The sequence below is a fragment of the Bacillus sp. BB081 genome (genome assembly GCF_008368895.1).
GTDB lineage: Bacteria > Bacillota > Bacilli > Bacillales > Bacillaceae_G > Bacillus_A > Bacillus_A wiedmannii.
The window spans coordinates 1-24491 of sequence record NZ_QOZX01000027.1; the positions used below are offsets into that span (position 1 = coordinate 1).

Consider the following 24491-nt stretch of genomic DNA (forward strand, 5'->3'; position numbering starts at 1 on the left):
AAATTCAAGTCATTTCATATGACGTGGGAAGAGAATGAGAGAAAGTGTGGAAGAATTCGAAAACAAAATAAGAAATTCAAAACGAAAAATAAATAATATATTAATAGAATTTTAGTGTTCGAATAATAATTGAAACGTATAGAAGGTGAAAAACTGAATGTGGAATATAAAAGAAGAAGATTTAGATAAGTTTAGGATAACATGTAATGATCGTTTAAGTCCTGAGGGTGCTATGGTTTTCTTTATTGGAGGGATAGTTTATACTTCAGTATTTATGTTTTTTATTTTTATGGGGGGATTGGATTATTATCATACTTATTTTGATAAAACAATTGTTAAAACTGAAATTGTTTTATATAGCTTACAATTCATCTTTTTAATTCTATATTCATTTCCAAAAGCATGTTATAAATTTCAAAAGTTACAAACGCTCGTTGTATTATTATATGCATTTCAATTAGGTACAATAACATTTACAGCGTTAGTTCTTCCTGGGATTTCGGAGGATTCAATTGACAGAATTACATTAATATATGTAGGTATGTTATTCCTAGGAGCAGTCATTGTTCACATTGTGACAACTATCGATACGTTTAAACAAGCGAGTGAAGGTGCGTTCAGTAAGGATGAAAGATCTACCTCATTTTTTAGTAAAACAAAAGGGAATGTGATGAAGTGGGCTACAATATATGCGCTAATCCTGTTTATTTTGATATATATTCATAATGGTTATGGAATTGATGTTTTAGTTCTTTATGCAGTAGGTATTGTTTTACTGTATACAGTAGCTATTGGAGCGGCAGAATTTCAACTATTGGTGTACTGTAGATTTAAATTCAAGTCATTTAATATGTTATGGGAAGAGAATGAGAGAATGCATGGGAGAATTCGAAAGCGAAATACAAAATCCAAATCGAAAAGTAAATAAGAGTGAAATAGAATTGAAGTGAATGAAAATTATTTAAACTGTATAGAAGGTGAAATGTCAAGGTGTGGAATATAAAAGAAGAAGATTTAGATAAGTTTCGAATGACATGTCAAGGGCGTTTAAGTCCTGAAGGTGCTGCGGGTTTTATGCTCGGAACGATATTTTATACTTCATTATTTATGGTTATTATTTTTGTGGGAGGAATGGATTATTATACTACCTTGTTTGATAAGGTAATTGTTAGGATTGAATTAGTGTTATATGGTTTGCAAGTAATGTTTTTAATACTATATTTATTCCCTAAAGCTCGTTATAAATTTCAAAAATTACAAACGCTCGTTATATTATTATATGCATTTCAACTTGGAACTATCGGATGCACGTTATTTGTTCTTTCTGGAATGATTGAGCATTCAATTGATCTCCATACACGTATTTATGTAGGTCTATTAGTATTAGGTGGAATTATTGTTCATATTGTGACAACAGTTGATACATTTAAACAAGTAAGCGAAGGTGCATTTAGTAGTGGGGACAAATCAGATTCGTTTTTTAGTAAAACAAAGGGACATGTTATACGAGTTGCTGTAATTTACGTGTTAATTCTTCTTGTTTTAATTTATATAAATAATAATTACTCATTAAACACAATGTTTGGTTATGTTTTGTGTAATGTTGTTATGTATGCAGTAGCCATTGGAGCGGCAGAATTTCAACTATTGGTGTACTGTAGATTTAAATTCAAGTCATTTCATATGACGTGGGAAGAGAATAAGAGAAAGTGTGGAAGAATTCGAAAACAAAATAAGAAATTCAAAACGAAAAATAAATAATATATTAATAGAATTTTAGTGTTCGAAAAATAATTGAAACGTATAGAAGGTGAAGAGCCAGGATGTGGGATATAAAAGAAGAAGATTTAGATAAGTTTAGGATAACATGTAATGATCGTTTAAGCCCTGAGGGTGCTACAGGATTTATGTTTGGAGGAATACTTTATAGTTCAATAGCCGTTTTTTCTATTATTGTATCAGGTGATTGGGATTACTGTATGGTTCTCCTTAATATAGGAATTGTTAAGCTGGAAGTGTTGTTATATGCTCTGCAAGTAATTTTTTTCATTCTATATTTATTTCCAAAAGCTCAATTTAAATTTCAAAAGCTACAAACAATTGTTGTATTATTAAATGCATTTCAAATGGCAACAATATTACTCGTAGTTTTGGTTGGTACTAAAATGGCTAATAATTCAATTGATCAGATTACATTACTGTATGCAGGATTAGTATTTTTAGGAGCAGTAATTTTTCATATTTTGACAACAATTGATACGTTTAAACAGGCAAGTGAAGGTGCATTTAGTATGGATGAAAGATCCGCTTCCTTTTTTAGTAAAGCAAAAGGAAAGATGATGAAGTGGGCTACATTATACGCAGTAACTATTCTTATTTTGCTATATTTTCATAACGATTATGGATTTGATACTTTAGGTATGTATGTAGTAGGGACCTTTTTAATGTATACGATAGCCATAGGTGCAGCTGAATTTCAGCTATTAGCGTATTGCAGATTTAAATTTCCGTCATTTAATAAAACGTGGGAGCAACATAAAAGAGAAACTCCAAGATATCAAAAGAAAAATAAAAAAAGTAAATCGAAACGTAAGGCATAAAGAAAGTGTGTATTGTAAGTTTTGATGATGAAAAAGTAATAATTTATAGGAGAGTATTTGAACTACGAAAAGAAAATTTACTTATGTAAGGTGATAAAAGTGATTAGTAGGTTATCTAATTGAAAATATAGAGTGGGTAGTGTGATGATGAAATGAACAAAAAAAGGGTTTCTAAAATGATTCTTATCATAATAGCAATCAGCCTATTACAAGCATGTAGTTTTTTTGAAGAAAAGATAGAGTATGAGCCATTTGTTAAGGCATTGAATGAAGGTGACATGAAAAAGGTTATGTCTGCGAGTGATGATGGGTATGCTTTTGTGGAACAAAGAGGCATATATAGTACATATGAACAAAAAGAAGATGGAGAGCATAGAAAAACAATCTATCAAACTTTGGAAGGTATATATAATACGAAAGATAAAAGTTTATATGGAAGTACAACACAAGCAGTTACTTCAGCAGTAGACAGCAAAGATAATAAAAAAGAAGGTGTTTATCGTACCAATATTAGTTATGAGAATGGACAGGTAAAAAGTCCGGATTTAAATCTGGATGTTTCATACGTGAACTTAATTGTAGATCGTTTAAAAGGAATAGGGAAACTAAGGATGAAGTCCGGAGATGATATAAAAAAGTTTGATCAACCTAGTACAGTTGGATATAAACTAAATGAATCAGAGTTTCAGAGTATTGTTAATGATAAGTTGAAAATACAATATGATGAATATGATGGTGGATCGATTGTACTGCATATAGATTCTAAAGATGGTTCAAAGCAGATATTGGAGGTAAGTATTGTAATAAATTATAAGAAGCGAAATGATGAAGGTAAGTTAGTAGAACACATATCACAAATACATACATCTTTTGATAGTCACCAAGGCAATAATCAGGATGCGAGACAGGAATATATTGATTTTAAAGCACAGTATAATAAGAAGCAGTAATATTAAGAAGGGCATTTGCACGTAAAGATAATAGCGACATAAGTGTGATAAATGTATCGATTTGTAGTGGAAAGAATTTGAGTATAAATATGTAGCCCCAATTGCTAGAGTAAATGCAACAATTGGGGCCAATAATCTGTCTAAATTTAGCTTGAATACATAACATGTTTTAGTTAGAGTATTGCTCCGCAAGTAGTTTCTCCATCTTCATCATAACGGTGCGAAGTTTTTGTATAATCTGTTTTATTGCTAAGTTACAACTATTTCCTCTTATAAAGTATTGCTTATTATCGATACATCGTCCACATCCCAATGTCTTTAAATCCTAGTCGTTTATAAATTCGTCCAGCAGCTGGATTGTTATAAAATAAACAAAGTGTTCGGCCTTCTTTCGTAAAGTCTTGAATCATTTTTTGTAATATGAGTGAAGCAAATCCATTTCCGCGGTAGTTCGGATGCGTACATACGCCAACAACCATAGCAGATAATGAATTTTCAGCGGAAGTAGAGGCGGATGCGATGATTGCACCGTCTTTTTCAATATAGTATGTACGTCCTGTATTTGTTTCAATAGCTTGCCTTAAAATTTTTTCTGATTCATTAGTAGTCGGGAATTCAGCAATGTTACCTCGTAATTGCATAATTCGCTCTAAGTTATCTAGTGTGGCAAGTTTAATTGTTTCTTGGATAGGCGTGCTAGGTAAGTTGTTGTCATCTAGGCATTCGCAAAAATACATTTCATTTTTAGTACCTAGTTGTATATTTGAAGCAGTTTCAAATCGTTCTACAATAGTTGACTTACCAGAGAGTTTAAGCGGCTTATATGCGGAAAGAAGTGCCTCATAGTCAGTAACCACAAACTCTTCTTTACTATACGGTATAAATGTATCGTGAAAGCGAAGTAAAATCGATTTTAATGTTCCGTTCTCTTCAAATACTCCCCATAATACTTGAAAATCTGTATCATAACCGAAAGCTTCAATATCTCCAATAATAAATAAGTTAAGGGCTGCTTCTTCTTTTAGGTAAGCGAATACTTGTTCATGATCTTTCTTTGTTAATTTTCGCATCATAACGAATCTACCTCTTTTTTTATTTTTCTAAATATTACAACTTAAGTTTTTTGAAATCAATATAAAATTTTATGTTTAGTTCACAAACTTTCGGAAAAACTAGGAAAGATATGACAAAGGAGGTTATGAACGGTGGATCATCCAATTCAAGGGTTAATGAAAGCGGCAATGGAAAATTTGAAGGAAATGGTCGATGTAAATACGATTGTTGGAGAGCCTGTTCAAACGGCTGACGGTGGTGTAGTGTTAACGGTTTCTAAAGTAGCGTTCGGTTTTGGAGCAGGAGGTTCTGATTTCCAAACGAATGATGGACAAAGAGCAAACGGTAACCCTGCATTTGGTGGCGGTAGCGCGGGTGGTGTTTCTATTACACCAGTAGCATTTCTTGTAGTGAATAAAGATGGAGTAAATATTCTACATCTACAAAATGCGACACATTTAGCAGAAAAAATGATTGAATTAGCTCCACAAACAATTGATAAAATTCAATCGATGTTCCAAAAAGATGAAAAGAGAGAGGGAAATCATCATCCTCAAAATCCAGATGAAATCCTTTAAAAACGCCTGCTCACGAGCAGGTGTTTTTTCTTGTAATCACTATGTAATAAAACACATGAAATTGTAAATAGTTTTTGAATTTTTTTCTATGTTTCTAAAATTTTTCATGTTAAAATATGCTATAGAATTGAAACATATAAAACGAAGGTGGCTAGGTGCTTTGTCTGGAGGATCTGACCAAGTAAAGAATATGATATATATTAATGGTAATCGTCGGGGTCATTGTTTTATTACATCAGGAATTACGTTTAAAGAGTTTGCAAGTAACATCCCTTCACCGCTTCATCAAGTGTTGCTTTTGAAGCACAACTTTGAATGGACAGATTTTCACTATCATACTTTATTTGAATATGTTGAGGAAGAAAATATACATAAGTTAATTCAAGCAGAGATTGATGAATTTGATGAATTTTGTTGGGTAGATTTTGATGATGCAAGCGATTTAGATGAATTAGAGCCAAAAGAAGTTGCAGAGCTTTTATATTTGGCTCACAAAAAAGAACCACTTGCAAGAACATTCTTTCCGCTATTGAAAAATAGATTTGTTTATTTTTCACATGATGACGGATGGTACAACAAAGTGTATTATCGTAGAATTGCTGACTTTGTAGGAATGTTAAGTAAAGTCATTCCTTATAAACTCGGTGCTTTCGGTAAGAAACGTTTTTCTTTGTTCCAAAAATCAAAAATTTTCCCAGCAATTTCGAAAGAAGTGATCATGGGGCTTCTTCCATTAATGGAAGATGGTCTTTATATTGATCTAGCAGGGAAAATTGAGTCAAGAAGAGGTCTTGAAATTCCGGTATATGTAGTTGGTTCGTATGAAAGTACGGATGAGGTACTAGATAATATTGATGAATTGAAAGAAGAAGCAACAGAGACAGGTTGGCTCATTTTTGATAAGAAAGAACAAGAATGGCAATGGGTTGTGGACTAAGAAAACTTGGCGTATGTAGTCAAGTTTTCTTGTCATTTGAAAGGAGTACAAATGAAGAAATATTATACAATTGTGGGTATTATAAGTATTATTCTCGTGGCGATTTTACTTATTACTTGTCCGAAAGAATCAGATTTTAAAGTGTATGTAGAGGATAAGTATGCATTGAAATGTGATGAGAGTAGTTTTGAATGCACACAAAATGTAGATGGTAAAAAAGAAAAACTACAATTTGAAAGTATAGATGCACGAAATGGTGTATTCTTTATGACTGTAAAGCAAACATTTAAAACAGAAGCTGGTGTTACGAAAGAATATAGCGGAGTAGGAATGTTTGGTACATTTCTTTTTGTTTCAGAGAAGACTTTCTAGTAATAGAAGGTCTTTTTCTTATGCTTATGTTCATATAGATGAAGTAAGACAAGCATAGGAGGGGTAGTGATGAAGAGTACATGTATCGTTTGCGGTGGTGAGGAGTTTTTTTCCTCAACTTTGTATGCACGCACGAAACAAGATTGGGCATATGCACCAAATATGTATCGATTTGAAAAGGTGTTTATTGAGCATCGGGATGAAGAAAATTACCCAGTGTTTCAAGAAATTACAGCGAAACATTGCTGTGGATGCGGTCATATTATGTTGTATCACGAATGAACACACCAAGTATAACTTGGTGTGTTTTTTTTAAAACGCTGACAAAGCAAGCGGATAGAGTAAAGTAAATAAAACAGAAAAACTACCAAAACCAATTGCAGTATATCCAAGTGTTCTTGCTCCGAAATTGACAGCTAATAAGCCGACTAAAATCGCAAGAGAGCCAAGTGTAACCGGATAAAATGCAATTGAGAAAAGCGAAAGAAATAGAGCGACATAGCCTACCATTGCACCGGTATTTGTACCTTCTATTTCATTTGCAATTTCTTTACGCTTATGTCTAATTGGAATGCCAGCTGGTGATATTTCAGCTGCATACTCTTCGTTTTTTTCACCACTTTTAAAATGATGATTTCTCTTTCTTCGCATGTACATCCCTCTCTTTCAATTGGGTGTACCTATAGTATCTTACATAAAGAGAAGAACATGAGTATGAGTTAAACCCAAGTAAAGCAAAAATTGGAGAATAAAGATTCCATCATTAGCTTGTACATCTCCTAGTGAAGATAAACAGGAATTTTGGAAAATGATGTAGAATGAAATGAGTGATAAAACGTGAAGGCAGGGGAATGTATGACGAAATTTAATTGGCATGAATCAGCAGAGAAAAAATGGGATAGTAGTGCAGAATTTTGGACTCAAAATAGTCAGGAGATGTGGGACAGCGGGAGTAGGAGTACAATTATTCCATTTTTTGAACAGTATGTGAAGAAAGAAGCTCAGGTGCTCGATGTTGGTTGTGGGGATGGATACGGTACATATAAATTAAGTCGCGCGGGCTACAAAGCAGTTGGAGTAGATTTATCAGAAGTAATGATTCAAAAAGGGAAGGAGCGCGGAGAAGGACCGAATTTATCTTTTATAAAAGGGGATCTCTCTTCCTTACCATTTGAAAATGAGCAATTTGAATCAATTATGGCAATAAATTCTTTAGAATGGACCGAGGAACCATTACGAGCATTAAATGAGATAAAGCGCGTTTTAAAAAGAGATGGGTATGCATGTATTGCAATTTTAGGACCGACAGCAAAACCTCGAGAGAACAGTTATCCTCGTTTATATGGCAAAGACGTTGTTTGTAATACGATGATGCCTTGGGAATTTGAACAGTTAGCGAAAGAACAAGGTTTTGAAGTTGTAGATGGCATCGGTGTATATAAGCGCGGAGTAAATGAGAAGATGCTAGGTCAACTACCTATCGAGTTACAACAATCGTTAACATTCTTATGGGTATTTATGTTGAAAAACGCATAAAGAAATGAAAGAATTTTTAGGAGGTAAATAAGTGCAGAAAATACAAAAAACTGATACAATATCATCAGAACCAATTAAAGGGGGACTAGGGTATATGACAACTACTACAACAGTTAAATCCGATATTGAAATCGCGCAAGAAGCGAGTATGAAGAAAATTCAAGAAATTGCAGCTGAATTAAATATTTTAGAAGATGAATTAGAGCCATACGGGCATTATAAAGGTAAGTTATCTCTTGACATTTTTAAGCGCTTACAGGATGAGAAAGACGGTAAAGTTGTTTTAGTAACAGCGATTAACCCAACTCCAGCTGGAGAAGGTAAATCAACAGTAACAGTTGGTTTAGGTCAAGCTTTTAATAAAATTGGTAAGAAAACAGTAATTGCACTTCGCGAACCATCTCTTGGACCAACGATGGGGCTAAAAGGCGGGGCAGCAGGTGGTGGTTTTTCACAGGTTGTACCTATGGAAGACATTAACCTTCACTTTACTGGAGATATTCATGCGATCACAACTGCCAATAACGCGTTAGCGGCGTTTATTGATAATCATATCCAACAAGGAAACACACTTGGAATTGATACGCGTAAAATCGTCTGGAAACGCTGTGTTGACTTAAATGATCGTGCCCTACGTAACGTAGTAATTGGTCTTGGTGGACCAGTTCAAGGTGTACCACGTGAAGACGGTTTCGATATTACAGTAGCATCTGAAATTATGGCCGTATTCTGCCTTGCAACAGATATTCAAGATTTAAAAGCGCGTCTATCTCGCATTGTAGTTGCTTATAACTTTGCAAATCAACCTGTAACGGTTAAAGATTTAGGTGTAGAAGGTGCGTTAACATTATTATTAAAAGATGCATTAAAACCAAACTTAGTACAAACGTTAGAAAATACACCAGCTATCATTCACGGTGGACCATTTGCGAATATCGCTCACGGTTGTAACAGTGTTATCGCTACAACAATGGCCGCAAAATTAGGTGATTATGTTATTACAGAAGCTGGATTTGGTGCTGATTTAGGTGCAGAGAAGTTTTTAGATATTAAAGCTCGTGCAGCTGGTATTAAACCAGAAGCAGTTGTTATTGTTGCGACTATTCGTGCGCTTAAAATGCATGGCGGCGTAGCAAAAGATCAATTAAAAGAAGAAAATCTAGATGCATTAGCAAAAGGTATGGAAAACTTACAGAAGCATGTTGAAACAATTCAAAGCTTCGGTGTGCCTTTCGTAATTGCAATTAATAAATTTATTACAGATACAGATGCAGAAGTTGCTTACTTACAAGAGTGGTGCAATGAGCGTGGCTATGCAGTATCCTTAACAGAAGTTTGGGAGAAGGGCGGCCAAGGCGGAGTTGACCTTGCTGAGAAAGTGTTAAAAGAAATTGAAAAAGGTGAAAACAACTACGCACCACTTTATGAATTAGAATTACCATTAGAAGAAAAAATTCGTACAATTGCTCAAAAGGTGTACGGTGCAAAAGATATTGAATTTGCTCCGAAAGCACGTAAGCAATTAGCTCAATATGAAGGAGAAGGTTGGAGTAACCTACCAATTTGTATGGCGAAAACACAATACTCTCTTTCTGACGATGCAACAAAATTAGGTCGTCCATCTGACTTTATCGTTACAATTCGTGAGCTAAAACCATCTATTGGTGCAGGGTTTATCGTTGCGTTAACAGGAACAATGTTAACAATGCCAGGCCTTCCAAAACAGCCAGCAGCACTACAAATGGATGTAAATGAAGATGGAAAAGCAGTAGGTTTATTCTAAAAGGTTGTAATTCATCTCGTTTATCTGTAAACTATATATACATCAAGTGGCGCCTTTCCATCGAAAGGCGCCTGTTTTTTGGAGGAAATTATGTTTGATCCAACTGCTTTTGATAATTTAAAAGTAATCGTAGAAGGTGCTGTTTATGATTTTGATTTACATGGAGATATTCTTGTAACAGATCGAAAAGATATGATGGACCTTGCCTCATTAAGTCGTATATACCATATTTCATTTCAATTAACAGAGCCGTTCGAACCACTAGTAGAAGCAACATTTTCATTATCTGTGGATGCAAAGAACTTGTCTGGTGAAATATTGGAAGTACCACAATTTACACCAGGTTGTGAAATGAAGTTAGCATTTTCATTCCCGATAGAAAAGCCAGAGGTAGTGTGTGAAGAAATTGAAACTTTCATGCATTCTATATGGGGAAAAGAAAGAATGATTACGCAGAAAATTTCATACGAATATAATAAGCAAGCGATTTCATATCATAATAAGGTAGAGGTTCTATTTCAAAAAGCGATTACAGAAGACCATGTTGATGATTTAATAGCTGTTATTTCACACATGATAGAAACGGTGCGAACAATACAACATTTTCTTCAAAAATAGAGATAAAGGAGAAAAACAAATGATAAAAGATATGCAACCATTTTTACAACAAGCTTGGGAGAAGGCTGGTTTTAAAGAATTAACTGAAATTCAAAAACAAGCGATTCCAACTATTTTAGAAGGACAAGACGTTATAGCTGAATCTCCAACTGGAACAGGAAAAACATTAGCGTACTTATTACCCCTTTTACATAAAATTAATCCTGAAGTAAAACAACCACAAGTTGTTGTTTTAGCGCCAACACGTGAGCTTGTAATGCAAATTCACGAAGAGGTTCAAAAGTTTACAGCAGGGACTGAAATTTCAGGGGCATCTTTAATTGGTGGTGCAGATATTAAGCGCCAAGTTGAAAAATTAAAGAAACATCCGAGAGTAATTGTCGGTTCACCAGGACGTATTTTAGAATTAATTCGAATGAAAAAGCTAAAGATGCATGAAGTGAAAACGATTGTATTTGATGAGTTTGATCAAATTGTAAAACAAAAGATGATGGGCGCAGTACAAGATGTAATTAAATCTACAATGCGAGATCGTCAATTAGTATTCTTCTCGGCGACAATTACAAAAGCGGCAGAAGATGCTGCACGTGATTTAGCAGTTGAACCACAATTAGTACGTATAACACGTGCAGAGTCAAAAAGCTTAGTTGAGCATACGTATATCATTTGTGAGCGACGCGAAAAAAATGATTACGTAAGAAGAATTATGCATATGGGCGATGTAAAAGCAGTTGCTTTCTTAAATGACCCATTCCGTTTAGATGAAATTACACAGAAATTGCAATTCCGTAAAATGAAAGCAGCAGCTCTTCATGCAGAGGCAAGTAAGCAAGAGCGTGAAGCAACGATGCGTGCTTTCCGCGGCGGGAAATTAGAAATTCTACTTGCTACTGATATTGCAGCACGCGGTATTGATATCGATGATTTAACACATGTAATCCACTTGGAGTTACCAGACACAGTAGACCAATATATTCACCGCTCAGGACGTACAGGACGTATGGGTAAAGAAGGAACTGTCGTTTCTCTTGTAACACAACAAGAAGAGCGTAAATTACTTCAATTTGCTAAAAAACTAGGCATCGTATTTACAAAGCAAGAAATGTTCAATGGATCATTCGTAGAAACGAAACCGAAAGCACCAAAGAAAAAGAAACCAGCATTTACTGGGAAGAAAAAGCCTAGATAAATAATTAGGGAGACGTAACTATTTGTAGTTACGTCTTTTTTATTTGCAATTGAATAATACAAGGAGTTTTATTAATGTTTATTAAAATGTATCTATTATCACTTTTTAAATCAACATATGTACAAGGAAGTAATATAAAGAAAGTCGAATATTAAACTGATGCGAAATAATAAAAAGAAGGTACATATATGGATAGGAAATTAGGGATGTTTTTGAATACGAAATATATTGAAGTAAACGAAGGAATACAAAAAGCAAGGGAATGGGATTTAGAATATATTCAATTATATGCTATGAATAATAACTTCAACTTAGCTAATATTCCAATGGTAGAGTGGAATGCTTTAAAGAAAAGCTTATCTTTTAATGGAATAAAGATTCCATCATTAGCAATTAGTTTTGGAGAAAATGGAATTTTAGGAACAGAAGCTGACAGTGCAATAGATCAGATTAAATATATTACTGACAGAGGTTTGGAGCTGGGAGCAAAGATAATAACAGCTCATATTGGGAAAGTTCCAGATGATGAAAAAAGTGAGTGCTATGATAAAATGGTACGGGTTTGTTATGAGATAGGGGAATTGGCATTCAAATTTGGGGGAGTCTTTGCTATTGAGACGGGATCTGAAAAAACAATAGTATTAAAACAATTTTTAGAAACTGCAAACTCGAAAGGACTAGCTGTTAACTTTGACCCAGCAAATTTAATAAGTGATGTAAATGAAAATCCGGAAGAAAGTTTATTACTATTAAAAGATTATATAGTACAAACTCATATTAAAGATTGTAAAGAAGTGAAAAGCGATCGTTCAAGTAAGTATATAGAAGTAGCAGTAGGAAATGGTGAAGTGGATTTCGATATATTCTTCAAAGTATTAGATGAAATTGGATTCGACGGATATAACATGATTGAAAGAAATGATTATTTTGACGAACTGGATGGGATGAGTCAGTCGATAAATTTTGCAAAGAAGTACATACCAACTTAAAAGGAATAACGATAGCAGCTGTAGAAACCTACATAGAATATAAAAAACATTAGGGGGAAATGAAATGATTCATAAAGTCGGACAAATTATGTTATATGTAAATAATCAAGATGAGGCAGTAAATTTTTGGACGGAAAAGGTAGGGTTTCATGTAGTAGCAGAGGAAGATAACAAGCAAGGAATGAGATGGATTGAAATTGCTCCGAATAGCGGTGCAGAAACGAGCATTATATTACATAATAAAGAAGTTATTTCTAAGATGAGCCCAGAATTAAATCTTGGTACACCATCTTTAATGTTCTTCTCAGAAAATCTTGATCAATTATATACAGATTTAAAAAATAAAAATGTTACTGTTGGAGAAATGGTAACTATGCCTTCTGGTAAAGTGTTTAACTTTGCTGATAGTGAAGGGAATTATTTTGCGGTTATGGAAAAGAACAAATAATAATATTGCTATGTGAAAATCCCCCTCAAATATATTGAGGGGGATTACATGTTTGAAGTGGATTTTTCATTAGAGAGTTGTTTAATAAAAAATGTCCCTTTTTCAATAGCTGTTTCAATATAACCAACGATTTGATCGAACGTAAATACTTGCAAGTTTTCATGTAAATGTTGCTCTGGATACAACATATCTTCAAAAAGATACTTTCGAAAAGCTAAAACGTTTTCTTTAGAAACCTCTTCAATATCTATAATGTGAGCTTCTTGATTGAGAAGAGAGAAGAGCCGTTGTTCTTTATCGTAATGATAAAGTAATTTTGCGTTCAATAATTTAAAGTCGTTGTAGTACATAGGCGCGATAGTTTCGTCATTTTCAATTCTGTTTTTAAGCCAAGGTAGAAAAAAGCCGCTTAGCCAATTATCATCGGCAATGAGGTGGGTGCAATAGCCTAGGAGAAAAGGGGACTCCATATAATCTTTATATTTATGAATAAATGATCCATAATCAATTCGTCTCGTATAGTCTTTCGTTGAGCCGGCGTAAAAATGTGAGGTGACTTTTTCTATCTTTGAATGCACAGCATCAGGGGCCACACCTCCAAGTATAAAAGAAGTTTTATCTTGAATAGATAATTTCTCGGCAATCCTGTTAGCGATAATAGCATGCATAATTCGTGATCCCATGAATGACACCTCGGTTTCAAGTATTCATTTCAGGAAGGGGACTGAACAGTTAGTATTACTTTCCCTGTACTTTTTCTACTTTCGACCCATTCATGTGCTTTCCCTGCATCTTGAAGTGGAAAAGATTTCGCAGCTTTCATTTTCAGACGGCCATCACGTAAATAACGGAAAACTTCATTTGCAGTTTCTTGGAGTAGTTCAGGACGTTTTTTTCGTGTAGTACCAAAGCTAAAACCGAGTATAGAGCGGCAACTTGCGTGTAAATCTTTCGTTTGAAAGTAACCAATTTCACCGCTTGCATTTCCGAAATGAACGAGGCGACCGTAATAAGCAAGGCATTTTAAACTTATTTCCGAAACCGTTCCAGAAATAGAATCTAAAATTACATCAACCCCTTCACCGTTTGTCAGCTCATTGACTTTCTCTACAAAATCTACATCTTGATGACATATAACATAATCAGCTCCAGCGTCTAAAGCGATTTTACTTTTCGCTTCATTTCCAACAGTACCGATAATTGTTCCAGCCCCTAATAGTTTAGCAAGTGGAATTGCTGTCGTACCAATTCCACCAGCCGCTGCATGAATGAGTACAGACTCACCTTGTTGAAGCCTTGCAACATTTGCGAGTAAATTATAGCTTGTAAAAGATACAATCGGACAAGCAGCTGCAGTTTGAAAATCGACGTTATCAGGTAAAACGAAAGTAAGGTTTTCGTTTGCGACAACGTATTCTGCGTAAGATCCATTTTGAGGAAAAGCAATGACACGTTGTCCAGGATAAATATTTTTCACTTGAGAACCGACACGTTCTACAATACCAGCGGCATCTATCCCTGGTATAAAAGGTAGTGCTGTATTTCCTTTTTTTCCATAACGGGATTTAATATCGGCGAAATTTATACTAGTAGCAACAACACGAATCAAAACTTGATTGTCTGAAATAACTGGCACATCCACATCTATATATTTCATCACTTCAGGACCACCGAATGACGTTACAACGATAGCTTTCATTATATATCCTCCTAAATTTGACTATATAAATTATTTTAAATCTTTATCAGAAATTGGAAAATTATATAATAGTTATGTGTGGTTATAAGTGAAGCTTATGAACTCAGTGAATCATTATATTAATTTATATAAAAAACTTTTCGAAAAAATCGAACGAAATATGAATTACTTGCCAATATATAGTGTAAGACAAAGGAGGGCTGGAATATGAAGGGTGAAATAGATTACGCACATTTAATTCAATTAACTTTATCAGGCAATAAAGAAGCGTATAGCGAATTGTATGATGTAACGATTCAAGAAGTATATAAAACAGCACATTTTTTAATTGAAGATAAAACGGATGTAGATGATGTCGTTCAAGAAGTATACATACAGCTATATGAATCGCTTCGTAAATATGATAGCGAGAAGCCATTTCGCCCTTGGCTAATTGGGATTGCGATTAAACAAATTCATTCTTATAGAAGAAAGAGGTGGATGCGACTACGAATTATAAAAAAAGCAGAAGAGCAAAGAAAGTCAGTGCAAATTGATTTTTCTAACGATGTTGTAAGTAAAATATCAAACCAAAAACTAATTGAACTCATTCATAAATTACCTTATAAATTGAAACAAGTTATTATCTTAAGATACTTACATGATTATTCACAAGAAGAAGTAGCACAAATATTACATATTCCAATTGGTACTGTGAAATCTAGAATTCATTCGGCATTAAAGAAACTACGTCAAAAAGAGCAAGTAGAAGAAATCTTTTTAGGAGAGGTAGGGAATGTGAAATGAGTTTAGATTGTAGAGTTAGGGAATCTATACAAGAAGAAGCAAAGGGTATTGTTGCCCCGCCGGATTTAAAAGAAAAAGTAATCGTACAAATAAAAATGAAGCACGGGCGGAGTAAGAGGAAGAAACGCCTTATCGCAGGAGTACTTGCAGCAGCTCTTTTAATCCCGACGACTGGTTTTGCGTATCAATCTATTATGGCGGATGGTATATACGGATCTTTCGAGAATTTAAAAAAACATGCCGGAACGATGACATTAGAGGCGTATATGCGTTTTAGTGCAAAATTATCAGAGGCGAAAGATGAAATGGGTACGAAGGAATATGAAGAGTTTACAAAAGAACTAAAAAAATTAACAAATGCAAAACTTACGTACGGAGATTCGAACGGTAATATTGATTATGATCAATTATTACCGGCTAAAAAAGAGGAATTGAAAAAGGTGGTAATGGAGCTTCATCCGTATTTTGATAAATTAAATGGCCATAAGTCTAGTAAAGAGGTATTAACTCCTGAAGAGTATGAACAATATATGGAAGCATTAATGTCATATCAAACCGTTTTAGTAAAAACGAAATCGAGTGGGGGGATAACAATAGAAGAAGTACCTGAAGCGTACAAAGAAAGATTTATTAAAGCAGAGCAGTTTATGGAATATGTAGATGAAAAGGTGAAATAAGTAAAAAAGCTCATAGCTTTAGCTTTGAGCTTTTCTTATTGAAACGTAAATATATTAGCCACCTATTCCTTTTGCTAGCAATAGGAAGTATACAACTACTAATATTACGCCATTTAATGCCGTACCAACTATTCCGAATAACCAATTCTTTGATGCGATTGCAAAAAGAATACCGAGTAATGAAAGTATAGCTAGAATCGCAATAATTAAAGTTAAATTTGCATTAGGCCCTCTTAAAATAAAGAAAGAACATATACTTGCGAGAAACATTAGACACGAGAATCCAAAAAGTCTATACATAATAATTCTCCCTTATTTGAAGTGTCATTTGAATTAGTAAACGATTTTCTTTAGTTTAACATAAATTTCCTAGTACATATTGAATTTGTAAACAATAAAAAACGAGTATAAAATCTATGTGATTGTATACTCGTTTTATTATTATTTAAATTTCCTTACCGCATGAATAGCGACTCTTACAAGTAATATCGCACTTATAAATAAACCACCGTAACCAACGACACTTAAAAATTGATTATTTGGTTCTGTCGCACTGTTTGCTAAATGCAATTATTCTAACAACAAGCCAAGACAGTAAAATCCTTGACTTGCACGATTCAATAGAATATTCAATTATATTTTTTCATATTTGCATTGTCTTTTTGTATAAAACAATCTAATAGTGAATAACCAGCTATTAAACTAATTATCGTAACAAAAGTTGTATTTATAAGAATAATATTAGCTAAATATGGTAGGTACGCACCAACTGGTGAAAAGAGTAGAGCTGGAGAAAAGGAAATGAATAGCGTCGGCAACGTAATCGCGATAAATTTATCCGGTTGAAAGCGCCAGATTTGTTTACTCGTTTCGCGATTAATGGATTGAAGGAATCGTAATAAAATGCCAACGATAAGAGGGAAGAGTGTAAAGTAGAATAATCTTGGATATACGTTAAAGTTCACCTGCGCATCTGTATCTAAATAAAATTGAATTTTCACTCCGACAAATAATAATAAGACGATAAATAATGTGAAGCAGAGGTATAGCATCACTTTTTGCATTGCATTCCACCATCCTTTACTCAAAATATATTCAAAGAAAAAAGAGATATACAACAACGACTGTTGTATATCTCTTCTTTTACGGTTATTTAATAGTGGAGTTTGCTTTTTCTTGCTTCGTGAAATAATCTATAATGCCCATCGCACTAATTTCTATATCTAGATGTAAAATGTTGTAAACGGAATGATCTGATGGAACATGTAACTTTGTAAGGTGAGAAGAGATCTTATCCATTAATACAGTTTGTAAAGCTTTAGTCGCTTCGTCGAAATCATTATACTGTTCAAAGACCTCTTTTCCAGTATGAACGAAAATAGGTAGCCAATGTTCCATTTGGTTATATACTTCTGTAACATTGGAGGATGCACCGTAATGACCGAAATAAATAGAATCTACATTCATACTTTGAATATGATTTTTAGAAGCAATCATCGCATCTGGTTGGAATTGTGAAGGGGACGTTGATGGTAAATATAGTTCTACACCAAGGTCTGCGAGTTCTCTATAATAAATTCCGATTGTATCGCCAGTAAAAATGCCGTTTGTTAATGAATCGTGAATGCTAATATGGTGCTTAGCATGCCCCGGTGTATCGTAAAAAGTAAGTGTAAGGTCTTCGGCAATTTTTAACGTATCACCATGTTGTACAATACGAACACGTTCTTCTTCAATAGGAAGAATTGGATCAAATAGTTTATCGAAATCTTCTTTGTATACAGCTTTTGCGCCTAAAATAAGTTTTGTTGGATCAATCATATGACGAGCACCGCGAGAATGCACATATAAAGTAGCGTTTGGACACTTTTCCATCATTAAACCAGCAGCCCCGGCGTGATCTAAATGAACATGTGTAACGATAATGTTTTTTACATCGTTTAAATCAATATGTAATTGTTGTAAGCCGTTTAAAATATACGGAAGAGAAGGGGCTGCACAGGTTTCAATTAAAGTAATATCGTCACCTAATAAAACGTACGTACCAGTTCGTTCATTATGTTGTAAATCAAAATCATCAATAAGATATAGGTGTGAAGATAACTGCTCTACTTTTTTCATCGTTACCACTCCTTAGTTACTGTATGTTTCTATTATACGCTAAAATAGAAAAAGGCAGAAAACGAAAGCTCGTCTTCTGCCTTTTTAAAGTGTTGTTATTTCATTTGTTCTTTATTGATAGACATAACGAACAGTCCAACTATGCCACCAACGATTGGAAGCATAATCTCTCCTGCTAAATTAAAGTAGGAGCTTAAAAATAAACCATTTACATCGATTACCCAGCCAATCACATACAATAACATCATATATAGTACGAAATAAAACTCGCGATTTGAAATCGTTTCATGTTGTGCAGTTTTCATAATGAACACCATCCTTTTCTTTTATAATGGAATATAAACTGTCACATTTTGTTCACAATTCAATTGTAAAACTTTCCATCATAAAAGTCTAGTAGTCTGTGTCGAATTTTCGAACGGGAATAAAGCGCTATCATATGGGGGTAGGTACGTAATAAGAGCTGTATATTCATGAATGTAGTATAGTATAAACATAGAATGATAGTGAAGAGAGGGGCAAGGACAATGACAGTTTATGATTTTTCAGCTAAAACGATAACAGGAGAAGATAAATCGTTAAAAGATTACGAAGGAAAAGCACTTCTTATTGTAAATGTAGCTAGCAAGTGTGGTTTTACACCGCAATATAAAGGATTACAAGAAGTATATGATAAATATAAAGACCAAGGACTAGAAATACTCGGTTTCCCTTGTAACCAATTCGGAGGACAAGAACCAGGTACAGAAGCAGATATTACTAGTTTTTGTGAGTTAAACTACGGTGTAAATTTCCCGATGTTTGCAAAGGTTGATGTGAAAGGTGATAAGGCTCATCCTCTGTATACATACATGACAGAACAAGCACCAGGTTTACTCGGTATGAAAGCAGTGAAATGGAACTTTACTAAGTTTCTAATCGGAAAAGACGGGAAAGTAGTAGGGCGTTTTGCGCCGCAGACGAAGCCGGTAGATTTAGAGGTTGAGATTGAGAAGGTACTTGGGGAATAACTAGGAATTTCACTTTATTAAAAAACGCCTCAAAGAACTACATTGTTCTTTGAGGCGTTTTCTTTCAACTCACATTATCAAGATTAAATCACTGAATGGAAGTCATTTGATTTTGGCGGAGAAGCTGCTTTTTTCATAAGCACTTCCCATAAGTGTACGGATTTCTTCCATTCTGCTGCGGCCTGTCCTTTTTGATACATAGCATTCTCATAACTGAAAGTAAGTTGTTGCATATCAGTCGAGTTGTAAAGTGTATCGATATGGAGAGCATATTCTCGGAATGTTTGACTTTCTCCTCGTCGTATACCAATTCTCGCAAATTGTTTTAAAAGTGCATCGTAAGCTTTTGTATAAACAGCATCGTCTTTTCGATATTTATAGAAAAGAATAATAAAAAATGTAATCCACTTCATTCTAGTGGTGAAGAGAATGTATCCTATAATACTAATCGGTATCGTAGAGATGAATACGTACCACCAGGAAAATTCATTTTTAGAATTTGTACTCTTTTTAGTAGTAGTTTCTTCTGTATCGTCTATTAAATTTTTGAGCTTTGCTTCATTGTTCCGCTGGCGTATTTGCTCGTTTTGAGAATTTGTTTCTTCTCTATTTTGTAAAGTAAGAGCAGGAGTATTATTTGTAAAAGTATAGGGATTAGTAAATCCTTTTGTTGGTTCGAATGGAATCCATCCGTATCCTGGGAAATATACTTCGACCCAAGAGTGTGCGTTATCGTTCGCGATTTTATATACATCCTCACCTTCTGCACCAACTAGTGTGTTATCAAGAGTTCCTTCTGTATAACCTTTTACCCATCGAGCAGGAATCCCAGCAGAACGAAGTAACACAATCATAGACGTCGAGAAATTATTACAGTAGCCGCTTTTTGTATCGAAAAGGAATTGATCTACATAATCTTGGTTTTTGGCAGGGAACGACACATTCATTGTTTCATATACGAAAGAATGGTCGGTGAAGTAGTTTTCAATAGCTAATACTTTATCATATCGGTTGTCTTTATCATTTGTTAGATTAACAGCTAAGTCTCTTACTCGCTGCGGTAATGATTCGGGAAGTTGCGTGTACTTTGTCATGAAATAAGGATTTGTTTCTTGGCCTTCATTCGTGTTTACAGCTTTCAATTTTTCTATGGAAAACTCCGGGATCTCATACGTTACTTTATATGAATTTAAAGTAGTAGAGGAGTCTCCGTGCATCGTATAGATTTTTTCTGAAAAGGGGTCAACACTGTATGATACATTAGATGAAGCCTCGACAGATACTAATCCTGCTGGATAGGTAAGGTGAGGATAACTTTTTTGCATGGTGATTGTTGCCTCAGTGGCCTCCGTTTTTGTATTTTGTTCGTACCAGCTCACGACGTCGTTTTTATTTTTAAAAGAAACCTTTTTTTGATTTTCAGAAACTTCCCAGCCTTTTCCTGTATAAAAATCTTTCGTTTCGACTCTCCAATATTGTTTGTTTTGCGTTTGTGCTGTGAAAACAATTGTCGGATCTGCCTTAAAAGGACCGCCTAATCGCGAATCATCTAAACCATACCCAATTTTAGAAACTTCTTGTTTTTTACTTGCTTCGGATGTGTTGAATTTTAAAAAATCCATTGGGTTTGGCCATTGAGGGCCAAATTTTGGAGCGAAGTATGCGATCGTTGCTGACAATACAATAAATATTGTAAGAGGTCTAAGTAATTTTGAGATTTCTCTAGCAAAATTTTGTAGGTGTTCCATCTCTTTTATTCGTTCTATGCGAAGAAGACTAAGCATAAAAAAGCCGATGACAACAGTACGAATAATAGCGTAGTTTGCATTGTATAAATGTAAGTTATGAAAAATGGTGATATAAATAATAGTCAATATAAGAAATAACAACCCACGTTTTTTATGAATCATCCAAAACGAGATGAAAGCACTCAAAACCCAAAAGGATAAAAAAAATAAAAGTGTTGGAAAAACTGGAGAAACATCTAGCAAATTCCCCTGAAATAACAAGGAGGAATTTCGAGAAATATCAGTAAAAAATTTCATTAGCCAAGATGGATTTATAAAGGCGTTTTTATAATATAGGAAATGAATGATGAATAAAATCGTGACGATCTTTATTGGAATCTGCCATCTTGCTTGAAAAAAAGAGAGAGTGAAGCAAATCCCTATAAATATTACAAAAATATCTAATCTATCTACGTTTGTAATACCTATGAGGGGCCTTAGCCATTCTAGTAAAAGTAGAAATGCGCATGCATGCATGAAAAATCTAGTCATATCCAATTGTTTTTTTGCTTGTAATGTTATCATTTGCTCACCTCAAAAAACACGTTTGTATACTGGTTTCCATAAACCACATTTACAAATATTTTTCGTTTTTGTAGAGTTTCTAGAATACTTAGTTCTCGATGTGAGAGTTGATTTGCTTTTTCTTTCACGACAAACACCATTAATTTTCTATTTTTTATAGCAGCAAAGTCAGCCGCCTTTTGAATATCGGGAGAAAGATCGCTTGTCACGAGTATAATCGTGACGGGCTCATAAATTTTTCTTAATTCCATTTCTACACTCCGGGAGAGCGGGAATACACTATCTGCTTGTACTTTCGCTAAATGACAAAAGATTTGATGTAACTGACTATCCCCATTGTCTAAAGGGAAAAAAGTTCGTTCTTTTCCGACAGATACGAATGACGCCGGTGAATTTTGCTTCAAGACAGACCTGACAATAGAGGCAGTAAATGTGACGACTGATTCGAATAGAGGGGACTCAGTTCTGTCCATGAATATCATAATATTATGGCTACGCTGTTGTTCAAACTCTTTCGTCATAATGTTGTTTGTTCGTGCAGTTGCTTTCCAATCAATCCATGAAAAGCGGTCACCAGGTTTATAGTCTCTCACACCGACAGAAATGGTAGAATCTTTTACTAAATTTCTATTTGCTGAAAGTGCTCCTTGTTCGAAATGATTTTCCATTTGTCGATATGTTATATCTACATACTGAGGGTAGACTAAAAATGTATCTGGAACTGAAAAAGTTACTTCTTTCTCCATCATACCGAATAGATCGCCAGTTTTGACACGTACGCTTGAAAAAGAGTGCTCTCCTCTAGGGATTGTGTCAATTGCATATTGAAACGAAATATTTCGTTTCAATCCTGGAAAGAGTATTGCCTTATTTACTTTCGTTTGTTTACAATTTGTGAATTGTAATGGCAGTTCATCTTCTATAATTAAATAAAGTAAGGGAAATGGAAAACTTCTTTTTATTGTAATCGTGCTTAAAAATGGTTCTCCTGCTACATATTCGTCTTGATTTGTTCTTCGTTTTACCTCGGCGTTCCGTAAAGCAAAGAAGGGAAGCAATAGTGAATAAAGGCCAATAGGAATCGCACTGTAAAACAAAAACCAACTTACAAATCCTCCTTGAAGCATAGCGTATACAAATGTTAAGACTAGGCATAACGGAATGAGTGATAACTTAATAAAATGATAGAGTGCTCGTAGTATCCGTTTCATTAAAGGTTCATCTTCCTTTGAGTAGGTACGGTAGTTCGCGCAACGATTTTTGCGATAACTTGTTCTCCTGTTATTCCTTCAAATTTTGCCTCCATTTTTAGAATGAGTCTGTGAGCTAACACGTAGGGAGCTAAAAATTTAACATCGTCGGGAATAACATAATTTCTGCCATGGATGAATGCATAAGCTTGTGAAGCTTTCATTAAAGCAATCGAGCCACGCGGACTTGCACCAAGCTGTATAGAACTATAAGAACGAGTCTGACTAACAAGCTTTACAATGTAATGCTTGATTGCTTTGTCCATGCTTATTTCCCGTACGCTCTGTTGTAAATAAAGTAATTCTTCTATTGTTGTAATAGCTTGTAAATGGGAGAGGGGATTTGTTTTTTCCATCCTGTTTAAAATTTCAAACTCTTCTTCTGGTGTAGGATATCCCATTTTTAGTTTCAATAAGAAACGATCGAGCTGTGCTTCTGGTAAAGGATATGTTCCCTCATATTCGACCGGATTTTGTGTAGCCATTACAAAGAACGGTTTTGGTAACGGTCTTGTCATGCCATCTATTGTAATATTGCCTTCTTCCATACTTTCAAGTAAGGCAGATTGTGTTTTTGGAGATGTACGATTAATTTCATCAGCAAGTATAAAATTCCCCATGATTGGTCCAGGCTTGAACTCAAATTGGAGCTCTTTCGGATTATAAATAGAAACTCCAGTTACATCTGACGGCAGTAAATCAGGTGTAAATTGAATGCGCTTGTAATCAGCATCAATTGATTTAGAAAGTGCACGTACTAACATTGTTTTCCCAACGCCAGGCACATCTTCTAATAGTACATGACCTTCAGCTAAGAGCGCTGTCAAAGCTAAGATCGTTTCTTTTCGTTTTCCGACCATTAACTTTTCAATATTGTTAATTATTTTTTCTATAATGGGATGTAATGAATCAAGCTGGTGCATCGTAATCCTCCTAATTTTATTATCGTTTGCTAATCTATTTAGTGGGAAATAGTATGTATCCATCTAATTGCGGGAAGTAAAGATTTCATCTTTAATTCTAAGAATATTCAGATTATTTATTCTGATTACATCTAGTATAATTGTTTCCGTAACTAAGGGCAATATGGTAAATAATGATTTCTCGTTTTATGTGAAATACGTTTTGATATAGAATAGTATCGTCGGTAAAAGTAGAAGAGGGGAAGGACAGGAAAGATTGACCTCAATGAGCAAAATAAATAGCGTAGGAAACCCTACGCGTAAAGTTTGGAACATATATTAATACGCCTTGTGATTAAAATGTATATGAATAAAATAAAGTCGGCTTCACATGAAGAGGCCATCTATTTAAATTAATACACTCCTTTATTTCTGGCCTTAGTGACTCTATTTACTTCCCTATTAATCTCATAAGCTCTATTAAGGTAATAAATTCTTATACTATCATTACTCTTGTCTTACTTAAATTATAGTAAAAGTAGATTATTATTAAACTTATCTATCCAATATTTCTCTGATGTAGGTATGAATTCAGTGAAATCTTCATATGTACCACTCCAATCTTTTGGTACATAGTTTTCATATGAGGCCGGTTCTGGAAACATTGAATATAGTATTTTA

General features: G+C 34.4%; 29 protein-coding genes. 17 read left to right on the forward strand and 12 right to left on the reverse strand.

Annotation, left to right across the window (positions count from 1 at the left end; genetic code table 11):
* The first annotated feature begins 157 nt into the window (after positions 1-157).
* The 4 genes from DN394_RS14325 (at position 158) to DN394_RS14340 (ending at position 3550) form a co-directional block, all read left to right on the forward strand.
* Positions 158-928, forward strand: a complete 771-nt coding sequence (locus tag DN394_RS14325) for a hypothetical protein (protein ID WP_098208697.1) — start codon at positions 158-160, stop codon at positions 926-928.
* 62 nt (positions 929-990) lie between these two features.
* On the forward strand, positions 991-1761 hold the full coding sequence (locus DN394_RS14330) for a hypothetical protein (RefSeq protein WP_098208696.1): 771 nt from the start codon (positions 991-993) through the stop codon (positions 1759-1761).
* 62 nt (positions 1762-1823) lie between these two features.
* Entirely contained in the window at positions 1824-2600 is a 777-nt protein-coding gene (locus DN394_RS14335) for a hypothetical protein (RefSeq protein WP_098208695.1), read from the forward strand.
* A 152-nt stretch (positions 2601-2752) separates the two neighbouring features.
* Positions 2753-3550 (forward strand): DUF3952 domain-containing protein, encoded by a 798-nt coding sequence (locus DN394_RS14340; RefSeq protein ID WP_098208694.1) that lies wholly within the window; start codon positions 2753-2755, stop codon positions 3548-3550.
* Positions 3551-3837: 287 nt separating this feature from the next.
* Here DN394_RS14340 and DN394_RS14345 read toward each other — a convergent pair whose 3' ends face one another.
* Positions 3838-4623, reverse strand: a complete 786-nt coding sequence (locus DN394_RS14345; RefSeq protein WP_098208693.1) for a GNAT family N-acetyltransferase — start codon at positions 4621-4623, stop codon at positions 3838-3840.
* Between the two features lie 132 nt (positions 4624-4755).
* Between DN394_RS14345 and ytfJ the strand changes: the two genes are divergently transcribed.
* From ytfJ to DN394_RS14365, 4 genes are all read left to right on the forward strand, one after another.
* Complete coding sequence (gene ytfJ / locus DN394_RS14350; RefSeq protein ID WP_097993950.1) at positions 4756-5181, forward strand: GerW family sporulation protein; 426 nt, start codon at positions 4756-4758, stop codon at positions 5179-5181.
* Positions 5182-5341: 160 nt separating this feature from the next.
* Positions 5342-6118, forward strand: a complete 777-nt coding sequence (locus tag DN394_RS14355) for an oxalate:formate antiporter (protein ID WP_046959259.1) — start codon at positions 5342-5344, stop codon at positions 6116-6118.
* Positions 6119-6169: 51 nt separating this feature from the next.
* A complete protein-coding gene (locus tag DN394_RS14360) occupies positions 6170-6490 on the forward strand; it encodes a hypothetical protein (protein WP_046959260.1) in 321 nt (106 codons plus the stop codon).
* Between the two features lie 69 nt (positions 6491-6559).
* Positions 6560-6772, forward strand: a complete 213-nt coding sequence (locus DN394_RS14365) for a hypothetical protein (protein WP_000842867.1) — start codon at positions 6560-6562, stop codon at positions 6770-6772.
* A 30-nt stretch (positions 6773-6802) separates the two neighbouring features.
* On the opposite strand, the gene DN394_RS14370 is transcribed toward DN394_RS14365, so the two are convergent.
* Positions 6803-7141, reverse strand: a complete 339-nt coding sequence (locus DN394_RS14370; protein ID WP_001253201.1) for a hypothetical protein — start codon at positions 7139-7141, stop codon at positions 6803-6805.
* A gap of 204 nt (positions 7142-7345) precedes the next feature.
* On the opposite strand from DN394_RS14370, the gene DN394_RS14375 reads away from it, so the two are divergent.
* The 6 genes from DN394_RS14375 (at position 7346) to DN394_RS14400 (ending at position 13053) form a co-directional block, all read left to right on the forward strand.
* On the forward strand, positions 7346-8026 hold the full coding sequence (locus DN394_RS14375) for a class I SAM-dependent methyltransferase (protein ID WP_097918210.1): 681 nt from the start codon (positions 7346-7348) through the stop codon (positions 8024-8026).
* A gap of 94 nt (positions 8027-8120) precedes the next feature.
* Positions 8121-9809 carry a formate--tetrahydrofolate ligase gene (locus DN394_RS14380; protein WP_098208737.1) on the forward strand — a complete coding sequence of 563 codons (1689 nt, stop codon included), beginning with the start codon at positions 8121-8123 and terminating at the stop codon, positions 9807-9809.
* Positions 9810-9899: 90 nt separating this feature from the next.
* Positions 9900-10427 (forward strand): hypothetical protein, encoded by a 528-nt coding sequence (locus tag DN394_RS14385; RefSeq protein ID WP_046959263.1) that lies wholly within the window; start codon positions 9900-9902, stop codon positions 10425-10427.
* A gap of 19 nt (positions 10428-10446) precedes the next feature.
* A complete protein-coding gene (locus DN394_RS14390; RefSeq protein WP_000588608.1) occupies positions 10447-11616 on the forward strand; it encodes a DEAD/DEAH box helicase in 1170 nt (389 codons plus the stop codon).
* A 188-nt stretch (positions 11617-11804) separates the two neighbouring features.
* The gene (locus DN394_RS14395; RefSeq protein ID WP_098208692.1) at positions 11805-12605 is read left to right on the forward strand and encodes a sugar phosphate isomerase/epimerase family protein; all 801 of its coding nucleotides are present in this window, start codon (positions 11805-11807) and stop codon (positions 12603-12605) included.
* A gap of 64 nt (positions 12606-12669) precedes the next feature.
* Positions 12670-13053: a VOC family protein gene (locus DN394_RS14400; protein ID WP_075310908.1), complete on the forward strand. Its 384-nt coding sequence runs from the start codon at positions 12670-12672 to the stop codon at positions 13051-13053.
* A gap of 44 nt (positions 13054-13097) precedes the next feature.
* Here the strand turns inward: DN394_RS14400 and DN394_RS14405 are convergent, their stop codons facing one another.
* Both DN394_RS14405 and DN394_RS14410 read right to left on the reverse strand, forming a co-directional pair.
* A complete protein-coding gene (locus DN394_RS14405) occupies positions 13098-13736 on the reverse strand; it encodes a zinc dependent phospholipase C family protein (protein WP_000535608.1) in 639 nt (212 codons plus the stop codon).
* Positions 13737-13765: 29 nt separating this feature from the next.
* Positions 13766-14752, reverse strand: a complete 987-nt coding sequence (locus DN394_RS14410; RefSeq protein WP_098208691.1) for a quinone oxidoreductase family protein — start codon at positions 14750-14752, stop codon at positions 13766-13768.
* A gap of 207 nt (positions 14753-14959) precedes the next feature.
* Here DN394_RS14410 and DN394_RS14415 point away from each other — a divergent pair, with 207 nt between their 5' ends.
* Together DN394_RS14415 and DN394_RS14420 are read left to right on the forward strand one after the other, a co-directional pair.
* Complete coding sequence (locus DN394_RS14415) at positions 14960-15538, forward strand: sigma-70 family RNA polymerase sigma factor (protein ID WP_000675555.1); 579 nt, start codon at positions 14960-14962, stop codon at positions 15536-15538.
* Entirely contained in the window at positions 15535-16215 is a 681-nt protein-coding gene (locus tag DN394_RS14420) for a DUF3600 domain-containing protein (RefSeq protein WP_098208690.1), read from the forward strand. Before DN394_RS14415 ends, DN394_RS14420 begins: the two co-directional genes overlap by 4 nt.
* A 54-nt stretch (positions 16216-16269) precedes the next feature.
* Here the strand turns inward: DN394_RS14420 and DN394_RS14425 are convergent, their stop codons facing one another.
* From DN394_RS14425 to DN394_RS14445, 5 genes are all read right to left on the reverse strand, one after another.
* Positions 16270-16515 (reverse strand): hypothetical protein, encoded by a 246-nt coding sequence (locus DN394_RS14425; RefSeq protein ID WP_097858476.1) that lies wholly within the window; start codon positions 16513-16515, stop codon positions 16270-16272.
* A gap of 141 nt (positions 16516-16656) precedes the next feature.
* Complete coding sequence (locus DN394_RS14430; protein ID WP_097858475.1) at positions 16657-16785, reverse strand: ABC transporter; 129 nt, start codon at positions 16783-16785, stop codon at positions 16657-16659.
* Between the two features lie 59 nt (positions 16786-16844).
* A complete protein-coding gene (locus tag DN394_RS14435) occupies positions 16845-17279 on the reverse strand; it encodes a hypothetical protein (protein ID WP_098208689.1) in 435 nt (144 codons plus the stop codon).
* Between the two features lie 85 nt (positions 17280-17364).
* On the reverse strand, positions 17365-18336 hold the full coding sequence (locus tag DN394_RS14440) for an MBL fold metallo-hydrolase (protein ID WP_098092138.1): 972 nt from the start codon (positions 18334-18336) through the stop codon (positions 17365-17367).
* A 95-nt stretch (positions 18337-18431) separates the two neighbouring features.
* On the reverse strand, positions 18432-18641 hold the full coding sequence (locus DN394_RS14445) for a DUF3925 family protein (RefSeq protein ID WP_060488575.1): 210 nt from the start codon (positions 18639-18641) through the stop codon (positions 18432-18434).
* 222 nt (positions 18642-18863) lie between these two features.
* Between DN394_RS14445 and bsaA the strand changes: the two genes are divergently transcribed.
* Positions 18864-19346, forward strand: coding sequence for a glutathione peroxidase (gene bsaA, locus DN394_RS14450; RefSeq protein WP_000219426.1), 483 nt, complete (start codon positions 18864-18866; stop codon positions 19344-19346).
* Between the two features lie 83 nt (positions 19347-19429).
* Here bsaA and DN394_RS14455 read toward each other — a convergent pair whose 3' ends face one another.
* From DN394_RS14455 to DN394_RS14465, 3 genes are read right to left on the reverse strand one after another with little or no spacing between them, the layout of a single operon-like run.
* A complete protein-coding gene (locus tag DN394_RS14455) occupies positions 19430-21658 on the reverse strand; it encodes a transglutaminase TgpA family protein (protein ID WP_098092139.1) in 2229 nt (742 codons plus the stop codon).
* Entirely contained in the window at positions 21655-22869 is a 1215-nt protein-coding gene (locus DN394_RS14460) for a DUF58 domain-containing protein (RefSeq protein WP_098092140.1), read from the reverse strand. Before DN394_RS14460 ends, DN394_RS14455 begins: the two co-directional genes overlap by 4 nt.
* On the reverse strand, positions 22869-23831 hold the full coding sequence (locus DN394_RS14465) for an AAA family ATPase (protein ID WP_000553990.1): 963 nt from the start codon (positions 23829-23831) through the stop codon (positions 22869-22871). The genes DN394_RS14460 and DN394_RS14465 overlap by 1 nt, the downstream gene beginning before the upstream one ends.
* Positions 23832-24491 lie beyond the last annotated feature (660 nt).